This window comes from Actinoallomurus acanthiterrae (genome assembly GCF_054775715.1).
Genome location: NZ_BAAHCO010000001.1, coordinates 4,094,422 through 4,113,672 on the forward strand (window position 1 = coordinate 4,094,422; position 19,251 = coordinate 4,113,672).

A 19,251-nucleotide genomic window follows, 5' to 3' on the forward strand; every position below is an offset into this window, starting at 1 on the left:
GGCCTTTGTAAGGAGACCACCGGGCTTCCGGACGCGGGGGAGGGGCGATGAGGATCGCGGTCACCGGGGGCACCGGCCGGATCGGCGGTCGTGTGGCGCGACTGCTGGCCGACGAGGGACGCCACGACATCGTCGCGCTGTCCCGCCGGACCGCGCCGTACGACGACCCGGAGGCGTTGCGCGAGGCGCTGGAGGGGGTCGACACCCTCGTGTTCGTCTCCAGCGACGGCGAAGCCGCCCGGGTCGTCGTCCATCACCACAACGTCCTGGACGCGGCGGTCCGGTGCGGGGTCGGCCACGTCGTGCTGCTCAGCGGCCTCGACGTGGACCTCGACTCGCCGTTCTGCTACGCGTTCACCAACGGCCGTACGGAGCGGATGCTGCGCGCGTCCGGGCGCCCGTACTCCATCGTGCGCGCGGGCCTGTTCACCGAGTTCTTCCTCGGTCTGCTCCGGCAGGTCGCGGTGGACGGTACGGTCGCGCTCCCGGCAGACGACGCTCGCGTGTCGCCGGTCGCCCGGGAGGACGTGGCGCGCTGCCTGGCCGCCCTGGCGCTGCGCGAACCCGCCAACCGGCACTACGACGTGACCGGACCCCAGAGCCTCACGGTCGAGGCGATCGCCGCCACGGCGGGGTACCGGTACTCGGCCACCACGCCGGCCGAGTTCGCCGCCGCGCTGTCGCGCCTCGGCGAGGAGCCGTGGTGGACCTACGCATACACCGGCATGTTCGAATCCGTGCGGCAGGGCCGGTGGGCGACGGCATCGGGCGCGGTCACCGAGCTGACCGGCCGCCCACCGATCTCCCTCCAGGACGTGCTGAGCGCGAATCCTCGCTAGGGAACTCGTCATTCGGGCGTGAATAATAGCGCCATCATTCCTGGCTTTTAATCTGATTCGAATAGGTCCTATTCAGTTCCATTCGAATAGGTTGCCAGAGGAATGTCGAATGCGTTTTGTTCGTGATCGATAACCGGCGGTCCGATGGGGCCGCCGCCCTCGACATGAACGGAGAAACGCATGCTCGGTAAGCACGGCGAGGCCCGTCGCCGCCTGCTGATCGGTGTCGCGATCGCGCTGCCGCTCGCGGCCGCGGCGGGCGGGGCCACCCCGGCCTTCGGCTCATCACACCAGGCGTCCCCGTCGGCCCGGACGGCGTCATCGGCGGTGTCGGTGAACGCGAAAGCGCCGGTCGGCAAGAACAGCTATTACATCAACACGCTGAGCACGAAGACGGCGTACGCGCGTGGGCTGGCGGCCGGCAAGAACGACGCGAAGAGCGGCACCGGCCGGATCGCGATCCTGGACTTCGGCGGCCAGTTGTCCACCGGCAAGGGCACCTTGATCATCGGCCGGAGCACCCACGCGAGCAACGCGCAGATCGCCGCGGTCGCCGAGCAGTTCGCCGCCGGCTACTCCAAGGGCGTCGGCTCGAAAAAGCCGACCCTGACCCTCGGCGTCGGCACCAACAACTCGGTCGGCGTCAGCCGGTCCCTCGGCGTGACGTGGGCGAAGACGGTCGCCACGGCGGCCTCCTGGGCTGGGAAGCACGCGCCGCACACCACCATCGTCGGCGCCAACGACCTGGAACCCGGCTTCGGCGGTGCGAGCGCCGCGGTCGCCTGGGCGAAGGGCTATTCGTCGGTCAAGGGCAGCCGCTACATCAACTTCGGCTCGGCCGACGGATGCCCGCAGGCGAGCGCGAGCGGCGGGGCCTGCGACCATGGCTGGACGCAGGAGACCCTCTGGTACGTGTCGACCGGCGCGCGCGGCGCCTCGGTCACGCCCGAGATCTACTACCCGGCGAACGCCAAGCAGTGGGCGCTGATCAGCAAGTACGGCAAGAACCGCCACAAGAAGCCGCTCGGCATCCCCGGCGCCATGGACCAGTACCCCGGTGGCGGCAACACCGCCGCGCAGGCATGGAGCCAGCTGCGCGCCCAGCTGAAGGCGAACGGCCTGTCCACCACCCTGAATTACGGACTGGAGATCAGGGCCGAGTAGCATGCCCGGCGTCGTGGCCCGGACCGGGCCACGACGCCGCGTGCGTCGCCGCGGCGAAGAGCCGCCAGAGTTAGCGTCGAGTAAACATCATGATCCACTTTTGTGGACATCCCCAGACTCATGATCACGTTCGGGTTACTCTGTCGCGGTGATCTTGTCTCGACTTCGCAAACACAGTCAGGCTCTGGTCGCGCTCGGGGGTGCCGCCGTGTTGACGGCCACCATGACCCAGCCCGCCCACGCCGCAACGCACAAGTCCGGCGCACTCGCCGAGCGGCTCCGGGCCGCCATGGTCGCGCAGAACTTCGGCGACCTCGTGGACACGACCCCGCCCGGATCGGCTCAGGCCCGCGCTCTCGACGCCCAGCCGGAGTCCGAATCGGGCCGGCCGAAGCACGCTCCCGCACTCAGCGCCGCCGCGGCCACGACGATCCACCAGCAGCCGCAGGTCGACATGACCGTCATCGAGCTCGACAAGAAGGGCCGTCCCGTCTCGTCGGGCACGGTCCTGATGAGCCCGAAGTACAAGAACGGCGTCGTCGTCCCGGTGGACAAGAACCTCCGCACCACCGCCGTGCGGTACCGCCTGTGGGACACCGACCAGTGGGACGCCAACAACGGCCAGGGCACGACCGACACCGTCCCGGGCCGCGAGAACGCGCCCATCGACTACATGGAGCCCTACTCGGCGTCGATCGTGAAGCTGATGGTCGGCTTCGGGATCATGCAGCTGGTGGACAAGGGCGCCATCAAGCTGAGCGACACCTACGCCTACAACCCGACGAAGCCCTCCGACCGCTGTGAGGGTGCGACCACCCGGACCATCGGCGAGTACTTCGACCGGATGATCACTATCTCCGACAACGGATCGGCGTGCACGCTCATCAAGGTGATGCACGAGCACGGCGGGGTCGACTGGCTCAACCAGCAGTTCCAGGACCTCGGCCTGGACATGCTCCAGCTGAAGGGCACCGACCCGGCCAACGGCGACTGGTCCCCGCAGATCACGATGTCGTCGCTGGACACCGCCAAGCTGCTGATGCTCATCAACGGCGTCTCCGGCACGGCGTGGACCGCTCCGAACGGCAAGCCGGTCACCAGCGACATCCTCAGCAAGTCCTCCCGCGAGTACTTCATGAAGGAGCTCGGCGACCAGGGCTGGAACAACGTCCTGTCGACGACCAACTACTGCGGCTACAGCTACCCGGCCCAGGGCATGCCGCAGCGGATCGCGGACCGGTGGATCGGCCCCGACGGGACCGTGACGGTCAACAACGACCCGACCGACGGGAAGTACCAGTACCCGGTGAAGCCCTGCCAGGACGCCGGTCAGGTGAGGTTCGCCCACAAGACGGGGCTCACGGCGTTCGCGGCCGGGGACGCGGGCATCGTGCACTCCCTGCCCGGCCAGGCGAAGCGCAACTACGTCATCGTCGCCTTCAGCAACCTCGGCTGGCGCTACCAGGACGCTAACCGGCCGAACCCGGGCGTCCAGCCCGCGGTGAACCGCACCGAGAAGTTCGCCAAGATCGGCCTCGCGATGGACCAGTACGAGGCCTAGAAGTAGCCGACCCGGATACGAGGAAGGGGCCGGATCTCTCCGGCCCCTTTTCGTCATCCGCGCCGGCTTCACCGCCTGCGGCCTCTAGAGTTCCCGGCGCAGCCGGGCCGGGTCGACTTCGGTCACGGCCGTCTTCCCGTCCAGCTCCCAACCCTTCCCGTACGCCGCGGCGAACGCCTCCTCGCCCAGCGCGGCCCGCCCCCGGCGGGTGAGCCCGCGAACCTGCCGATCGGTGCGGTCGTGAGCGCCGCGCAGCCGGGAGGCGGCGCCGAGCAGGACGGCCGACTCGTGATGCCGCCCGTGCGCCTCGGCGAGCGCGGCCGCGGTCACCGCCACCACCGACAGGATCGGCAGGTCCCGGGTCTCCAGCGCCGCCGCGTACGCCTCGTCCAGCGCCTGCTCTGTGCTGGCCAGGTCACCCGTCTCCAGGCAGAGCGAGGCCCGTACGCTGCCGACCAGCGTCCGCGCGTGGTCACGGGGGAACGCGGTGACGCCGTGCAGGCCCCGTTCGGCGTCGTCGAGCAGTTCCCGCGCCCGGTCCAGGTCTCCTGTCCGCACCCGGAAGCCGGCCTCCCGCGCGGCGACCAGGACCAGCATCTCCGGCGAGTTCGCGCGCAGCGCCCGCTCCCGGGCCGAGTCGATCACCGCGATCGCCAGGTCGGTGTCGCCGCGCCGCAGGTGCAGGTCGATCCAGCGCAGGTCCCGGTACACCTCGTCGCGGAGGCTGAGCGAGCCGAACTCGCCGGCCAGCGACCGGGCCTCGCGCAGGTCGGCCAGCGCGCCGTCGAGGTCGTCGTCGTACTGCCGTAGCTGGGCGCGCATCAACAGCGCGGTGGCCTGGCCCCAGCGGTCGCCGGCCTGCCGGAAGCAGGCCAGGGCCGCCTCCACGTCCGTGCGCATCTTGTCGACCTCGCCCGCGTTCTCGGCGAACTCGGCCCGGAACATGCGGGCCAGCCCGGACAGCCACACGTCGTCGCCGTCGGCCAGGCGCTCGATGATCGCGAACGCGGTCTTCTCCTCTTGGAGGAACGCGAGCGCGGGCGCGGTGAGCGCGCCGTACGGGCCCGGCAGCCGCGGATACGCGAGCAGGCCGGCCAGCTCGCGCACCTGCGCCTGGTCGTCCGCGGCCTCCTCGGCGGTCATCGCCGGCCGGGTGCCGACCCGGTTGATCAGGTAGATCGCGTGGGCGCAGTCGCGGTCGGGCGTCGGCTCGCCGCCGGGCACCGCCAGTGCCTCGCCCAGCCAGTAGGCCGCGTCGGGGTGCCGGCCGAACATCTGCCAGTACCAGGTCAGGTTCAGGGCGAGAGCGACCGCGCCGGGGGCGTCGCCGGTGTCGCACCGCCGGCGCAGGGCGGCCAGCGCGTTGTCGTACTCGGCGCTGATGACGCGCATGGCCGCAAGCTGGCCGGGCCCGCGCAGCCGCGGGTCGTACCGGGCCATCAGCTCGGCGAAGTAGCCGGCGGCCAGGTCGCGGACGGTGCCGAGGTCGCCCGCCTCATCCAGGCGGTCGGCGCCGTACTCGCGCAGCGTCTCCAGCATGCGGTAGCGGCCCGGGTCGGGCGCGAGCTGCAGCAGCGACCGGTCGACCAGGCCCGCGAGCAGCTCGGGGATCTCGGCGGCCGGCACCGCGGTGCCGGCGCAGACCGCGGTGGCCGAGGCCGCCGTGACGCCGCCGGGCAGGACCGAGACGCGTTCGGCGACCGTACGCTCGTGCTCGCTCAGCAGCTCCCAGCTCCAGGCGATGACCGCGCGCAGCGTGCGGTGCCGGGGCAGCGCGGTACGGCTGCCCGTGGTGAGCAGCCGGAACCGGTCGGACAGCCCGTCGGCCAGCTCGGGCAGCGACAGCGTCCGCAGCCGGGCCGCGGCCAGCTCCAGCGCCAGCGGCATCCCGTCCAGGCCGCGGACCACCCGCCGGACCTCGGGCAGCGTCGTCTCGTCCACGTCGAAGCCCGGGCGCACGGCCACGGCCCGCTCGGCGAACAGGCGTACCGACGCCGCCCGCCGGGCCTGCCCGACGCCGTCGTCCGGGCCGGGCAGCGCGAGCGGGCCGAGCGGCACGAGCGCCTCGCCGTCGACCGCGAGGGGTTCGCGGCTGGTGGCGAGCACGCGCAGCCCGGAGCATCGGGACAGCAGTGCCACGACCAGGTGGGCGACGGCGTCGATCAGGTGCTCGCAGTTGTCCACCACGAGCAGGCTCTCCCGGCCGCCGAGCCGGCCGACGAGTACGTCCATCTCGTCGCCCTCGAACCGCATCCGGGACTCGAACCTCGCGCCGCGCAGGCCGATCCCGGCGAGCACGGCCGCGCCGACCTTGGCCGGCTCGGTGACCGAGGCGAGGTCGATCATCCAGGCGCCGTCGCGGAACTCGTGCCGGTGGCGGCGGGCGGCCTCGACGGCGAGGCGGGTCTTGCCGGCGCCGCCGGGACCGAGCACGGTGACCAGACGTCCGGTGGCGAGGAGCGTGTCGATCCGGGCGAGGTCGTCGTCGCGGCCGATGAAGCTGGTCAGCGGCGCGGGAAGGTTGGTCTGCGCGGCGTCGGCGGCCGGGGCGGGCCGCTCGGCGCGCAGCAGGCGCAGGTGGCGCTCGCGCAGGGCTGCGCCCGGGTCGGTGCCGAGGACGTCGGCCAGGGTTTCGCGGACCCGCTCGTACCGGGCGAGGGCCTCGGCCTGGCGCCCCTGGGCGGCGAGCGCGTCCATGAGCAGCGCGGCCGCCCGCTCGTGGACGGGGTGCTCGGCGAGCAGGGCGGTCAGGCGGGTGGCGGCCGCGTCGGCACGGCCCAGCGTCAGCTCGGCGTCGGCGAGGTCGGCGACGGCCTCGACCGAGGCGTGGGCCAGCCGGGTCGCGGCGGCGGGCGCCACCGCGGCGACGACCGCGGGCTCGGCGCCGGGACGGTCGCCCCACAGAGCCATGGCCTCACCGAGCACGGCCGCCGCGGCGTTCGGGTCGCCGGCGCGCAGGCGGTCACGCCCGGCGGCGGCGAGCCGCTCGAACCGCAGCGCGTCCACGTCGGCGGCGTCCACGGCCAGCCGGTAGCCGCCCGCGAGCTGCGCGACGTCGCTGGCCGAGCCGAGGGTCCGGCGCAGCCGCGAGACGAGGGCCTGCAGGGCGTGGGCGGGGTCGGCCGGCGGCTCCTCGGCCCAGATCGCGTCGACCAGGACACTCTGCTCGACGGCGCGCCCGCCGGCGAGCGCCAGCCGTACGAACAGAGCCTGCGACCGCGCACCCGGAACGGGCAGGGCGACGCCACCGCGAGACGCCTGAAAGGCGTCGAGCAGCGTGACGCGAAGCCGCGCATCCCCGTCCATCCCCCGATCTTCGCGTGCGCACCCTCGCGTTCCCAAATCACGCAGGGCCCTGGCTTCCCCGGTGTCAGCGCCATGTGCGTCCCCGCGTCAGCGCCATGTGAGCGCCGTGTGAGCGGACCGCGTCAGTCTTTCCGTGCCTCGGACAAGAGGCTTCGAAAGGGGAGTTCTCGTGCATGACGTAGTGATCGTGGGGGCCGGCCCGGTCGGTCTGTTCCTCGCCTGTGAGCTCGGCCTCGCGGGCTGCTCTGTCCTGGTGCTCGAGCGGGAGCCGGAGCTCCGCTCCGAGTGGAAGGCGGACCCGCTTGGGATGCGGGGCCTGTCCGCCTCGTCGGTCGAGGCGTTCTACCGCCGCGGGATGCTGCACCCGCTGCTGACGGCGTCCGGCGTCGACGAAGATCCCGGTACGGACGAGCCGGCGCCCCCTCGCAGCGGGGGCCACTTCGCCGGCATGATGCTCGATCCGGCCAAGGTCGACGTCGCCGCCCTGCCGTTCCGGCTTCCCGGCCCGGCACTGGACGGCGTGCTGACCAGCCTCGAAGTGGTCGAGACGGTGCTGTCCGAGCGCGCTTCCAAGCTCGGCGTGGAGATCCGGCGCGGTGTCACGGTCTCAGCCGTCACGCAGGACGATGAGAGCGTGGTCGCGCACGCCGGCGAGCACGCGTACGCGGCGCGCTGGGTCGTCGGTTGCGATGGCGGACGCAGCGCGGTGCGCGGGCTGGCGGGCTTCGAGTTCGTCGGCACCGAGCCGCAGTTCACCGGCTACACCATGCTCGCCACCGTCGCCGATCCCGAGAAGCTGAGCCCTGGATTCAACCTGACGCCGACGGGCATGTACCTCCGGATGCCCGCGGAAGGGCACATCGGCATGCTGGAGTGCGACGGCGGCGCGTTCGATCGCTCGCAGCAGCCGACTCGCGACCATCTCCAGGCGGTTCTGCGCCGTGTGTCCGGCACCGACGTGACGCTGAGCGACGTCCAGCTCGCCTCGAGCTTCACCGACCGGGCGATGCAGACGACGACCTACCGGCAGGGACGCGTCCTGCTCGCGGGCGACGCCGCTCACATCCACTCGCCCCTTGGCGGGCAGGGGCTCAACACCGGCATCGGCGACGCCATGAACCTGGGGTGGAAGCTCGCGGCGACCGTCCACGGGTACGCGCCGGACGGGCTTCTCGACACCTACACCCGCGAGCGCCATCCGATCGGCGCCCGGGTGCTCGACTGGACACGCGCCCAGTCGGCGGTCATGAGGCCGGACCCGTATGCCCAGGCGCTCCAAGGAGTGATTCGCGACCTCCTCGGGACCCGTGACGGAACGACCTACGTGTTCGACAGGATCTCGGGATCGTCGGTCCGCTACGAACTTGGCAGCGATCAGCCGCTGGTCGGCCGCAACGCCCCGGACCTTCGTCTCGAGGACGGCACTCGCCTCGGCGACCTGATGCAGGACGGGCGAGGCGTCGCGCTCGACTTCAGCGTCGATCGGTCCCTGCAGGGTCCGGCGATGGGCTGGGAGAGCCGGATGCGGTATGCGGCCGGGCCGGCGAGAGACGACCTCGGAGCAGGTGCGGTGCTGGTCCGGCCTGACGGCATAGTCGCCTGGGCAGGTGATCGCCACCCTGACCGTGAGGCGTTCGAGCGGGCCGCCGGCCTTTGGTTCGGCAGCCGACGTTGACACCACGTAACCGATGTGACCTTTCCTTCAACCGAGTTCCAGGAGCGCACATGACGATCACCCTTCGACCGGGCAGCACCGTGATGTTCACCGGCGATTCGATCACCGACTGCCAACGGCTGGAGAGTGAACACGGCCTCGGGTTCGGCTACCCGCTGCGCATCGCCGGCGAGTGGGGACTCCGGCACCCGGATCGGGCCGTGACCTGGCTGAACTCCGGGATCGCGGGCAACAAGGTGATGGACCTCGAAGCCCGCTGGCAGACAGACGTACTCGACGCGCACTCGGACGTGGTGTCGATCCTCGTCGGAGTCAACGACATGGGCTGGCACACGATAGACCCGAACGGGCACGTGATCCCCGCGGAGGAGTTCGAAGCGGGCTATGACCGGCTGCTCGCGCCCCTCGCCGAGGCGGGCACGAAGCTGATCCTCATCGAGCCGTTCCTCCTGCCGATCCACGGCGTCGTCGAGGCCGGCCCCGCGCTCATCGGAGAGGAAGAGCGAAAGGAATGGCGCGCCGACCTGGACCCGAAGATCCAGGTCGTGCGCGAGCTCGCCCGCAGGTACGGCGCGGAACTGCTCGCCGCCGACCGCATGTTCGCCGAGCTCGCCGCGACGACCGAGCCGGAGTACTGGGCCGAGGACGGCGTGCACCCGACGCCGGCCGGTGACGCCGCACTCGCGGAGGCCTGGCTGCGCCTGGTCGAGTGACCGTGCCGGGCGGCTCTGGGCGCGCTCAGCGCGCCGCTGCCGGCCCAGGGCCGTCCTTCGTGCGCCGCCTCGATTGCAAATCGTCGATCTTGGCAGAAGCCGGGCAGGTGGGCGCGAGAGGTTTCAGTGGGTCGCCTGCCGTGCGGCCCGATCCCGGATACCGCCCAGCACGGTGTCGAGCAGTCGGTCGAACTCCGCTGCGGACCCGAAGTCGGCTTGGAGCGGTGCGAGAGCGGCCATTGTCGGGTATGCGGTTGCGTCGATCGCGGGCATATCGGCGGGTCCGTCGAGGCCGCCGCTGAGGACCGCCAGCAGATAGCCGTTGAGAAAGCCGAACAACGCCGTCGGCGCGTCCGCGGCTACCTGGTCGGGCAGTCCGGCCTGGCGCATTGCGTCGACCAGACGTTCCAGAGCGGCCAGGGCCACCGGCGAGGTCTGGGGGCGGGTGGCCAGCAGCGGGAACACCCGAGGGTGCCGGTAGGCCATCTGCCGGTAATCGTGCGCCGTCTGGCGGGCGACCGGTTCCCAACCGTGGGGTGCTCCATCCTCGCCGATCTCCATCTCGGCGATCACGGCCTCGGAGATCGCGTCCAGCAGCGCCGCCTTGCCCTTGATGTGGTGGTAGATCGACATCGGATCGACTCCGAGGTCGTCGGCGAGCCGCCGTACCCCGAAGCCGTCCAGGCCGTCGCGGTCGACGAGCGCGACGGCGGCGGCCGCGATGCGTGTGCGGTCGAGCCCCGCCGAGGTGCCCCGTGTGCGTCTGGCCACGTCCGCTCCTCCCTCTTGCCAAACCTACATCGTAGAATCTATCGTGCCAGGCAAATCTACGGCGTAGGTTTTTAGGGAAGGGAAAGCACTCTGATGACGAAGACACCTCATGCGCGGTCGGCCATCGCAGCGATGTACACGGGCCTTGCGCTCACCGTCATCGCGACGATCGTCCCGTACGTCGACCGTGCCACCACCCACCTGCTGGCCGACCACATCCGGGCCGGCTATCCCACCTACACCCAGACGCGAGTCGACTCAGCCGTCACCGCCTACCTGGTCCTGTTGTCCGTCGTCGGAGCGCTCGGCGTCATCGCCTGGCTCTGGACGACCTGGGCCGTCAAGGCGGGCAAGCGGTGGGCCCGCCCCACCGCGACCGTGATGTTCGTGCTCGGCACGAGCGTCGGGCTGGCCGGGCTGCTCATCAAGGACACCTCCGGCGACACCGGCCTGTCGCCGGCGCTGGGCTGGGCCTGGCGGTCCGTGCCTGGCAGGCCTCCTGGCGGTCACGCTGCTGTGGAGAAGACCGCGGCTGGTGTGACGCCGGCTCCGACGCTCTCGGCACGGATCGACCTGGGGCACGACCACTACGCACTTGGAGGAAGAGACAGTGAAGCGCATCGGCATCATCGGGGTGGGCGAGATCGGCCGGGCCCTGGTGGTGGGCCTGTGTGAGGGAGCCGACAAGTCTCCCGAAGTGTTCCTCTCCCCTCGGGGAGCCGGCACGGCTGCGGAGCTGTCCGAGCGATACGAGGGCGTGCGGGTGTGCGCCGACAACCAGGAGGTGGTGGACCGCTCCGAGCTGGTGATCATCGCCGTACGCCGCCAGGACCGGCACGAGGCACTCGCCGGCTTGAGGGTGGGCGGCGACACGTTGGTGGTCAACGTGATGGCCGGCGTCGGCATCGACGACCTGCGCCGGACGCTGGCCACCGACGCCCCGCTGATACGGGCCATCCCCCTGCCCGCCGTCCGCGAACGCCGCTCCGTCACGGTGACGTGCCCGTCGCACCCAGGGGTGAACTCCCTCTTCGAGCACCTGGGCGGGGTGCTCCCGGTCGAGGACGAGGCGGCCTTCAACGTCTTCTCCGCACTGACGGGAACGCTGACCACCCACCTCTCCTACCTCGCCACGCTCACGTCGTGGGCCGGCGACCACGGCATCGCCTCCGCCGACGCCGACGCCTACGTTCGCGGCCTCTTCCAGGGGATCGGCCGCGCCCTGAGCGACCGGACCCGCTCCCTGCACCAGCTCGCAGCCGACCACGAGACCCCGAACGGAAGCAACGAACGCATCCGCACGACATGGTTCACCCCGGCCAACTCCGAAGCCCTCGGCAAGGCCCTCGATGACCTCCTCGCCGATCTGAACGTGACGTGACCGCCGCCTGTCAGCGGCGGCGCATCCGGGCGATGCCGACGGTCAGCAGCAGGACGACTCCCGCGAGCGCGAGCCCACCCGTGATCAGCGTGATGACGGCGTCGCTGATCCACGCGTGGGAGTTCCGGGGATAGGCCACGGTCCCGTTCGCGCCCGATATCTCCGCCGGGATCGTCTGGTCGAAGGAATGCCGCCCGTTGCCGTCGAGGGTCACCGAGCGTCGTACGGCGCCGTCGCCGGAGACGAACGATCCCGAGGTCGTGTAGCCGCCCTTGCGCCGGCGGGTGCTCCACTCGACCGTGAGGACGCCCCGCACGCCGCCGTGGGTGGCCCGGTAGGCGTCCGCCGTCCGTGTCGCCTCGGCGACCGATCCGAATCCGAGCAGGGAGAGCGGGATGAGGAAGATGACGAGGACGAACAGCGCCGCCGACAGCGACGGGCGGCGGCCGGTCAGACGCCTCAGCTCAGGAGGCTCGGGCGGCATGCTCATGCGGTCTCCGTGAATCACGCCCCAACGCGGTGCCGACCGCGACACCGCCGGGGAGAACGATCGTCTCGCGCCGGCCGGACCGTGCCAGATACGGAAGCGTACGGGCCCCGGCTCAGCCGGGGCCCGTATCGGGTCAGTCGCGCCAGACGCGGCGGCGCCGACCGGTGAGGGGCTCGGTGGAGGCCCAGACGCGGCGCCAGTCGGCGGCCTCGGCCGCCTTCTCGCCCTCGCCCCTGCCCTCGTCCCGTACGGCGCCGGGGCGGGTCGGCTGGGAGCCGCCCGGGATCTCGAGCCGGTCGTCGGCCGCGGCGCGCAGCGCGTCGTACCAGCCCAGGTCCTCCTCGGCCGCCAGCATGTTGACGGCCTTGGCCATCCGGGTGCGGAACGCCCGGACCTCCTCGCCCTCCTCGGGCACGAGTGGGCGGCCGTACCGGACGGTGACGCGCGGCTTGCCCGGCTGCGGCCAGTTGCGCCCGCGGGGCATCGCGGCGTACGAGCCCCGGATCGCGATCGGGACGCACGGGATGCCCTTCGTGACGCACAGCACCGCGGCGCCGAGCTTGAAGGGGTTCATCCAGCCGTCCTCCGACCGGGTGCCCTCCGGGTAGAGCAGCAGGCTCCACCCGTCGTCGACGAGGTCGAGGGCCAGGCTCCGCAGCCGCTTCGAACCGTAGCGCTCGACGGGGAAGGCGTTGAAGAACACCGCCGTCAGCGTCGCGCGCCAGCGTACGTCGAAGAAGTAGTCCGAGGCGGCGCCGACGGCGACGCGGTTGGCGAACCGCTCCGGCAGCGAACCGAGGATCAGCGGCGTGTCCAGGTGGCTGGAGTGGTTCGCCACGAACACCACCGGCCCGCGCACGCCGTCGAGGTACTCCGCGCCCTCGATGACCGGGGTGATCTGCCGCCAGGCGACCGGCTTGAGCAGCCCCTTGCGCAGCACGGACCGGGCCGCGACCGCGGCGGGCGTGCGGGCCCACCCGGTCGGGAAGACCTTCTCCTCGGGCTCGACGACGTGCGGCTCCGCCGAGCGGGGCACGGTCGAACGCCCCCGCCAGTCCCGCCCGTGCCGCAGCAGCCTGATCTCCCGCCGGATGCTCATCGCACGTCCGCCAGCGCCAGCGGAGGGGCGTGGAGGTAGGAGATCGACGGGCTGCCGCCGACGGTGTCCTTGGCCATCTCCAGCGCGTCGGCCAGGGTGGTGGCCGCCCGGAAGCCCATCCGCTGGGTGGTCTTGCGGTTGCCGCCGACGAAGATGACGTCGCCGAGGTGCTGCATCGCGTGCGCCCCCCAGTACCACATGTAGAAGGGGTGGACGCCGTGGTAGGCGTAGCTGTTGCGGTACAGCTGGGTGTACCACGGGTCGGTGGCGAACTGTTCCTCGTACTTCGTCTCCAGGAGCACCGGGTCGGTGCTCTCGGTGAGGATCTCCTCGAAGAAGTCGATGTAGCTCGGGTGATGCACCGGGTGGAACTCGTTCGGCACCGGGTGGTAGAAGATCGCCACGCCGCCCTGCCGGACGATCGGCTTGTTCTTGTACAGGTTGAAGAAGTAGCCGAGCCCGAGCGACATCACCAGGATCGGGTTCATCACCGAGTTGACGTTGTACGGGCAGATGTACGGCAGGCCCCAGATCGCGATGTCGGACTGGCCGTTCACCTCGGTGAGCTGCTGCCGGTGGACGTTCTGCAGCGTCAGCGGGTGCACCTCGGACTGCAGACCGGCGTGCACGCTCGTGACGCCGTACGGCGCGGCCGTCGACTGCCAGATCCGCCGCCGCGTCTTCTTCGGCATCATCTCGTTGGCCCGCTTGACCGCGAGGTAGGTCGCCTGGTCGCGGACGTTCCACTCCCACTCGCGCTTGTTCAGGAAGCCCATCGAGGAGGGGAAGGTCTCGTTGTTGAGCGTCGTCTCGACCGTGAAGACCTTGACGTGCTCGTCGATCAGGCCCTTCATCCGCTCGTACGAGTGGTGCATCGCGGAGTTGGGCGGGTCGTTGAAGGAGTTGGAATGCCGCAGCGTGTGCACGTTGTGGTGGTGGCGCAGGCTGCGGTAGCTCGCCAGGCCGACCGACACCGACTTCGCGCCCCCGCTCATCGCGGTCAGCGTGATGTTGACGTAGACGATGAGATCGCTCTCGGCGGCGCGCCGGTTGATCTCGACGTCCTCCCCGTGGCGGGTCTTGCCCATGTGGAGGAGGTTGTCGCGGTCCTCGGCGTCGTGGTTCTTCAGGTGCTCGGGGAAGAACGCGTGGAACACCCGGTCGCCGACGGTGCGCCGCAGCTCCGCCGGGGTCATCCGGCGGTGCAGGGCGTTGCCCGCGATCAGCTCGACGTCGTCGACGCCCTTGGCCGCCGCCATCTCGAGGACCTGCTCGATGATGCGCTGCCGGACGTCGGGCGTCTGCATGGGCGGCAGCGGCAGCGACAGGTCGTCGAAGACGATCGTCAGCCGCATGCCGGGCCGCAGCAGCTCCGGCAGCGGCTCGGTGCCGTGCGGGTTCAGGAGGGCGTGGCGGATCGCGGCGTCGACGTCGCGGATGCCCGGCAGGGAGTCCGGCGGGTAGATGACCTTGGACCCGAGCGGCAGCCGCTCCAGCCGGAAGCCTTCGCCCTGGTGCATGATGAGCGGTGGCGTCCGCTCATCCACATCGAGTACGAAGCCTGGTCTGCTCACTCGAAAACCTTTCCTTTCAGAACCCTAGCGGGCGAGGTCGAAGGCGACTTTGACGGTACCCAGCCGCCCGGAGTCGGCCGCGTGGTTCAGTGCCTCCCGCCAGCGGGCGAGAGGGTAGGTCGTGCCGACGTAGCCGTCCAGCGGGGCCGAGCCGGCGAGCCGAAGCGCGTCGGCGAAGTCGGCCCCGTCGGAACCGGAGCAGTACGCCCCGACCAGCTCCAGCTCGCGGAACCACAGCGGCGTCAGGTCGACGCCACCGGACGGCATGCCCGACATCACGACGGTACCCCCGGCGCGGGCCAGCCGCAGCGAGGTGTCGAGGCCGCTGGCGCCGCCGGTGCACTCGAAGACGGTGTCGACGCCGCCGAGCAGGAAGTCCGCGCCCATCTCCGGCGTGTGCATCCGCGCGGTGGTGACGCGCCGCAGCGCGCGTACGGCCTTGCGGGGCTCGATGACGGCGGTCGCGCCGAGCGCCTTGGCCTTCTCCTTCTGGTGCCCGTGCTTGGCGATGACGTACACCGCACCGACCTGGGTCAGCTCCCGCAGCGCCAGCAGGGTCAGCAGCCCGACGGTGCCCGCGCCGACGACGACGGCCGTGGAGTTCGGCTCGATCGGCACGCGCCGCACCGAGTGGATCGCGCAGGCGAGGGGCTCGGCGAGGACCGCCCGCTCGTCGGGCAGGTCGTCGGGCACCACGTGCAGCTGGCTCGCGTGCGCGACCATCTGCCGGCTCCAGCCACCGCCGGTGTCGGCGCAGGTGCCGGTCTGGATCCCGGCGGAGATGCGGCCGGCCGTGATGTGGTCGCAGCGGCTCTGCTGCCCGGCGGCGCACCAGCGGCAGGGCTCCATGCCGCGCACCTCGCACGACAGGACCGGGTCGATGACGACGCGGCTGCCCTTCGGGATGCCGGGCAGCTCGTCCAGGGTCCGGCCGACGATCTCGTGGCCGGGCACGAACGGCATCGACGTCATCGGCGACAGGTACGGCGAGGAGTGGCCGGTCAGCAGGCTCAGGTCGGAGCCGCAGATCCCGGTCAGGATCGGCGTCACGCGGGTCCAGCCCTCGCCGGGCAGCTCCGGCGCCTGGCGGTTGACCAGGCGCAGCGGCGCGACGTTCCCGGCGACCATGCCGCTCAGCCGGCTCCCCACGCGGGTGGAGGTCAGCCCCCGGGCGGCCACGAACCGGCCCGGCGAGCGGTGGTACTCGAGCGCGAGGATCATCGGGCGGTCCTCGCTCCCACGGTGTCGATCAGCACGTCGCCCCGTCCACGGGTATGGGCGCCCCACTCGTGGATGCGCCAGTGCTTGCGCTTGGCATGGCGGTACAGCGACGGGTCCGGGTTGACCGCCGCCGGGTTGCCCACGGCCTCCAGCAGCGGCCGGTCGGAGTAGCTGTCCGCGTAGGCGTACGACTGCGACAGGTCCAGGCCGGTCTCCTCGGCGTGGCGGAGCAGCCAGGCGGCGCGCGCCTCGTCGACCAGCGGCGGCGCGTCGAGGTAGCCCGTCAGCACGCCGTCGCGCTCGTGCATGCGGCTCGCGACGACCTCGTCGAACAGCGTCGCGAGCGGCTCGACGAACACGTCGATCGTGCCGGTGATGAGGATCGTCTTGTGGCCGGCCGCGCGGTGCGCCCGGATCTTGCGGACCGCCTCTGGCATGACCCGCTGCAGCACCGCCTCGCCGAGGACGTCGTCGACCAGCGCGCGCAGCTCGGCGACGTCGGCGCCCTGGTAGCGGCGCAGGAAGGCCCGGACGAAGTCGCCCCGGTCGCGCCGCTCGGCCCGCAGGTATTTGGGGAGCGAGCGGGCCAGGTCGGCGAGCTCGCCACCCCACTGCGAACGCGGCGTCGACGACAGCCGCGCCCACAGGTACGACTCGATGAGGTTCGAGGCGATGATCGTGCCCTCGAGGTCGAACACCGCCGCCACGTCGGTGCGCTCGGGCAGCACCGGGTCGGCGCTCTTGCGGCCGCCGCCGCGGCCCTTGGAGAAGCCGCGCATCAGCTCGGTGACGCTGGGGGAGTGCACCTCCTGGAGGTAGTACTCCCAGTCGATGATCGACGGGTCGAAGCCGTACTCCTCGACCCGCTCGGGCGGCACGGTCAGATGCAGCGCGTGCGTGCGGGCGTCGTCGTAGATGACCTCGGCCTTGGTGTAGGCCTGGTACAGGTCGGAGTAGCGGCGCAGGAAGTCCAGGTTGGTCTGCTGCCGGTGCACCGCCGTCATCCAGTCGCGCGTCTTGGCCGAGGCGGGCAGCCGCAGCAGCGCCCGCTCGGCCGCCGAGGTGGCGCGCTCGCCGCTGCTCAGCATCATCTCGACCTGCCGGCTGCCGGGGAAGCGCCACTGCGGCACGCGGATGTGGCCGCGCTCGCCGGCCGGCATCGGGTGCCGCCGGAAGTAGTCGCGGACGTTCTCGTACAGGCCGCGGAAGGACAGCGGGTTGCGCGAGCCGGAGCCGATGTGGAAGTAGCCGGTCTCGCCGCGCTCGGGCGGCGTGGCCGCGACGGCGATGGTGGCGTTGACGACCAGGTCGACCGGGATGATGTCGACGACGCTGTCGGGCAGGCCGGGGAACTCCGGCAGGACGCCGCGCCCGTACGCGATGATCAGCGGGTCGGCCATCTTGTAGCCGTCGATCCAGCCCGGGTACGGGTGGCGCAGCGAGCTCTCCACGATCGCCGGGCGGACGATCGACAGCCGCCGCTCGCCCCACAGCTCCTCGGCGGCGCGCTCGCCCTGGGCCTTGGTGAACGTGTACACGTCGGGCCAGCCGAGGCTCTGCGCCCGCGACCGGCCATAGTCGACGAGCCGGTCGGTCACCCACTCCTGGCGGGCCTCCTCGGCGGCCGCGACCACCGACTGCGGACCGGCCTTGCGGTGTTCGCTCTGCGCCCGAGCCACCGACTTGCGCAGCACCTCGGGCCGCCGCGAGTCGCGCTCGACGTCGGCGCGGGACGCCAGGGCCTCGGCCATCTCGGTGCGCCAGTCCACGGTGTGGTCCAGCCGGGCCTCCGGCACGACGCCCTTGCGGACGCCGGCGACGTAGGCGGTGGAGACGTGGACGACGTGCGGGTCGGCGCCCGACTTGTGGAGCGCCTCGTACAGGGTGACGACGCCGGCGACGTTCGTACGGAACGCCTCGTCGATCGGCGGGTCGAAGGACACCGTCGACGCGCCGTGGATCACCACGTCGATGTCGGCGGGCAGTGTCACCTCGCCGAGATCGCCCTCGATCACGTTGACCCGCTCCGCGGCGATGCGGCGCAGCTCCTCCTCGCCGATCCGCTCGCGCAGCGTGCGGAAGACCGGCTTGCGCAGCAGCCCGTCGAAGCGGCGCTGGGCGGACGTGCCGCCGCGCGGCCGGATCAGCACCGACACGCGCACGCCCGGGTGGGCCGACAGCAGCTTCTCCAGGGTCGCCTGCCCGAGAAAACCGGTGGCGCCGGTCAGCAGGACGTGAGAGTCACCGAGGGACGGGAACTCGTGAGGTCGGTCTGGCGCCATCCGCTGTTCTTCTCCGATCCTGGGCATGAGCCGTCCCGGCCGCAAACTGACAGGGGAAACCCTAACGGTTCACCGGCACCGCTCAAACGGCCGGGCGCGTCACCCGTCGTTCATGTCGCGCACATCTCACCGTGTACGTGTCACCGTCCGGTCTCGGCGATCGGAGGCGGCGAGCGTGTCGTTCATGTCATGCGGATCTCACCGTCCGGTCAGCCTCGGCGGTCCGAGGCGGCGAGCGTGTCGTTCACGTCATGCGGATCTCACCGTCTGGTTTGCCTCGGCGATCGGAGGCGGCGAGCGTGTCGTCCATGTCGTGCGGATCTCACCGTCCGGACCGGCTCAGCGGTCCGAGGCGGTGAGCGCGTCGTTCATCGAACCGGACCGGAACACCTCGACGCGGATCGGCGTGGCGGCGAACCCGGCCTCGCGGATCGCCGCGCTCACGGCCTGGTCGCCCCGGGCCCGCTCGACGAACTGCGGGTCGAGCTCCAGGCGCACGGCGTCACCGAGGTCCCGGACGCGCAGGTCACGGACCGTGCCGCCGAACAGCGCGCGGACGGCCGTCTCGGCCCGCTCGATCCGCGCCAGCCGGGCGGAGGTCACCTCGATGCCGTACGCGACGCGGCTCGCCATGCAGGCCGCGGCCGGCTTGTCCCACACCGGCAGGTCCCAGTGGCGGGCGATGGCGCGCACCGCCGCCTTGTCCAGGCCCAGGTCGGCCAGTGGCGTACGGGCCCCGCGCTCGGCGGCGGCACGGATGCCGGGCCGGAACCCGGCGACCACGTCCGAGGCGTTCGTGCCGGTCGTGATCGTGGCGTACCCCAGGTGGTCGGCGAGAGCGTTCGCGGTGTCGAGCAGGACGCTCTTGCAGAAGTAGCAGCGCTGCGGGCCGTTCTCCCGGTATCCGGGCACCTCCAGCTCGGAGGTCGTCGGCGTGTGGTGGGTCACCCCCAGGTCCGCGCAGAGCTCCCGCGCCGCGTCCAGCTCGGCGGACGGCAGGGAGGGCGAGACCGCGGTGACGGCCGCCACCTGATGGGGGCCGAGCGCGCGGGCCGCCGCCGCGAGTACGACACTGGAGTCCACGCCGCCGGAGAACGCCACGAGCGTTCTGCCGTAGCCTGCCATCTCGGTCAGCAGTTCGTCGGAGAGGACCACCACGTCCACCATGCAACCCC

Annotated in this window: 15 protein-coding genes; 7 read left to right on the forward strand and 8 right to left on the reverse strand. The window is 71.5% G+C overall.

Going from position 1 to position 19,251, the window contains the following annotated elements; all coding sequences use genetic code 11:
• The first annotated feature begins 47 nt into the window (after positions 1-47).
• From ACYVF7_RS19820 to ACYVF7_RS19830, 3 genes are all read left to right on the forward strand, one after another.
• Positions 48-839, forward strand: a complete 792-nt coding sequence (locus ACYVF7_RS19820) for an NAD(P)H-binding protein (protein ID WP_460342424.1) — start codon at positions 48-50, stop codon at positions 837-839.
• 180 nt (positions 840-1,019) lie between these two features.
• Positions 1,020-2,003, forward strand: a complete 984-nt coding sequence (locus ACYVF7_RS19825; protein ID WP_460342427.1) for a hypothetical protein — start codon at positions 1,020-1,022, stop codon at positions 2,001-2,003.
• A 208-nt stretch (positions 2,004-2,211) separates the two neighbouring features.
• Positions 2,212-3,564, forward strand: a complete 1,353-nt coding sequence (locus tag ACYVF7_RS19830) for a serine hydrolase (RefSeq protein ID WP_460342430.1) — start codon at positions 2,212-2,214, stop codon at positions 3,562-3,564.
• Between the two features lie 84 nt (positions 3,565-3,648).
• Here the strand turns inward: ACYVF7_RS19830 and ACYVF7_RS19835 are convergent, their stop codons facing one another.
• Positions 3,649-6,870: a BTAD domain-containing putative transcriptional regulator gene (locus tag ACYVF7_RS19835; protein ID WP_460342433.1), complete on the reverse strand. Its 3,222-nt coding sequence runs from the start codon at positions 6,868-6,870 to the stop codon at positions 3,649-3,651.
• Positions 6,871-7,039: 169 nt separating this feature from the next.
• On the opposite strand from ACYVF7_RS19835, the gene ACYVF7_RS19840 reads away from it, so the two are divergent.
• Both ACYVF7_RS19840 and ACYVF7_RS19845 read left to right on the forward strand, forming a co-directional pair.
• Entirely contained in the window at positions 7,040-8,545 is a 1,506-nt protein-coding gene (locus ACYVF7_RS19840) for an FAD-dependent monooxygenase (RefSeq protein ID WP_460342436.1), read from the forward strand.
• 50 nt (positions 8,546-8,595) lie between these two features.
• Complete coding sequence (locus tag ACYVF7_RS19845) at positions 8,596-9,258, forward strand: SGNH/GDSL hydrolase family protein (RefSeq protein WP_460342439.1); 663 nt, start codon at positions 8,596-8,598, stop codon at positions 9,256-9,258.
• 123 nt (positions 9,259-9,381) lie between these two features.
• On the opposite strand, the gene ACYVF7_RS19850 is transcribed toward ACYVF7_RS19845, so the two are convergent.
• Positions 9,382-10,029: a TetR/AcrR family transcriptional regulator gene (locus ACYVF7_RS19850; RefSeq protein WP_460342442.1), complete on the reverse strand. Its 648-nt coding sequence runs from the start codon at positions 10,027-10,029 to the stop codon at positions 9,382-9,384.
• Between the two features lie 132 nt (positions 10,030-10,161).
• Between ACYVF7_RS19850 and ACYVF7_RS19855 the strand changes: the two genes are divergently transcribed.
• Together ACYVF7_RS19855 and ACYVF7_RS19860 are read left to right on the forward strand one after the other, a co-directional pair.
• Entirely contained in the window at positions 10,162-10,704 is a 543-nt protein-coding gene (locus ACYVF7_RS19855; protein WP_460342445.1) for a hypothetical protein, read from the forward strand.
• Positions 10,640-11,410 carry an NAD(P)-binding domain-containing protein gene (locus tag ACYVF7_RS19860; RefSeq protein WP_460342448.1) on the forward strand — a complete coding sequence of 257 codons (771 nt, stop codon included), beginning with the start codon at positions 10,640-10,642 and terminating at the stop codon, positions 11,408-11,410. The genes ACYVF7_RS19855 and ACYVF7_RS19860 overlap by 65 nt, the downstream gene beginning before the upstream one ends.
• 10 nt (positions 11,411-11,420) lie before the next feature.
• Here ACYVF7_RS19860 and ACYVF7_RS19865 read toward each other — a convergent pair whose 3' ends face one another.
• The 6 genes from ACYVF7_RS19865 to larE form a co-directional block, all read right to left on the reverse strand.
• Positions 11,421-11,900 carry a hypothetical protein gene (locus ACYVF7_RS19865; RefSeq protein WP_460342451.1) on the reverse strand — a complete coding sequence of 160 codons (480 nt, stop codon included), beginning with the start codon at positions 11,898-11,900 and terminating at the stop codon, positions 11,421-11,423.
• 133 nt (positions 11,901-12,033) lie between these two features.
• Complete coding sequence (locus ACYVF7_RS19870) at positions 12,034-12,999, reverse strand: lysophospholipid acyltransferase family protein (RefSeq protein ID WP_460342454.1); 966 nt, start codon at positions 12,997-12,999, stop codon at positions 12,034-12,036.
• Positions 12,996-14,573 carry an NPN-dependent hydroxyacid isomerase, LarAH14/15/16 family gene (gene larAH, locus ACYVF7_RS19875; RefSeq protein WP_460342457.1) on the reverse strand — a complete coding sequence of 526 codons (1,578 nt, stop codon included), beginning with the start codon at positions 14,571-14,573 and terminating at the stop codon, positions 12,996-12,998. The genes ACYVF7_RS19870 and larAH overlap by 4 nt, the downstream gene beginning before the upstream one ends.
• A 24-nt stretch (positions 14,574-14,597) precedes the next feature.
• Positions 14,598-15,794 carry a zinc-dependent alcohol dehydrogenase gene (locus ACYVF7_RS19880; RefSeq protein WP_460342460.1) on the reverse strand — a complete coding sequence of 399 codons (1,197 nt, stop codon included), beginning with the start codon at positions 15,792-15,794 and terminating at the stop codon, positions 14,598-14,600.
• Entirely contained in the window at positions 15,791-18,076 is a 2,286-nt protein-coding gene (locus ACYVF7_RS19885; RefSeq protein WP_460342463.1) for an HAD-IB family hydrolase, read from the reverse strand. Before ACYVF7_RS19885 ends, ACYVF7_RS19880 begins: the two co-directional genes overlap by 4 nt.
• Before the next feature lie 339 nt (positions 18,077-18,415).
• A complete protein-coding gene (gene larE, locus ACYVF7_RS19890) occupies positions 18,416-19,243 on the reverse strand; it encodes an ATP-dependent sacrificial sulfur transferase LarE (RefSeq protein WP_460342466.1) in 828 nt (275 codons plus the stop codon).
• Positions 19,244-19,251 lie beyond the last annotated feature (8 nt).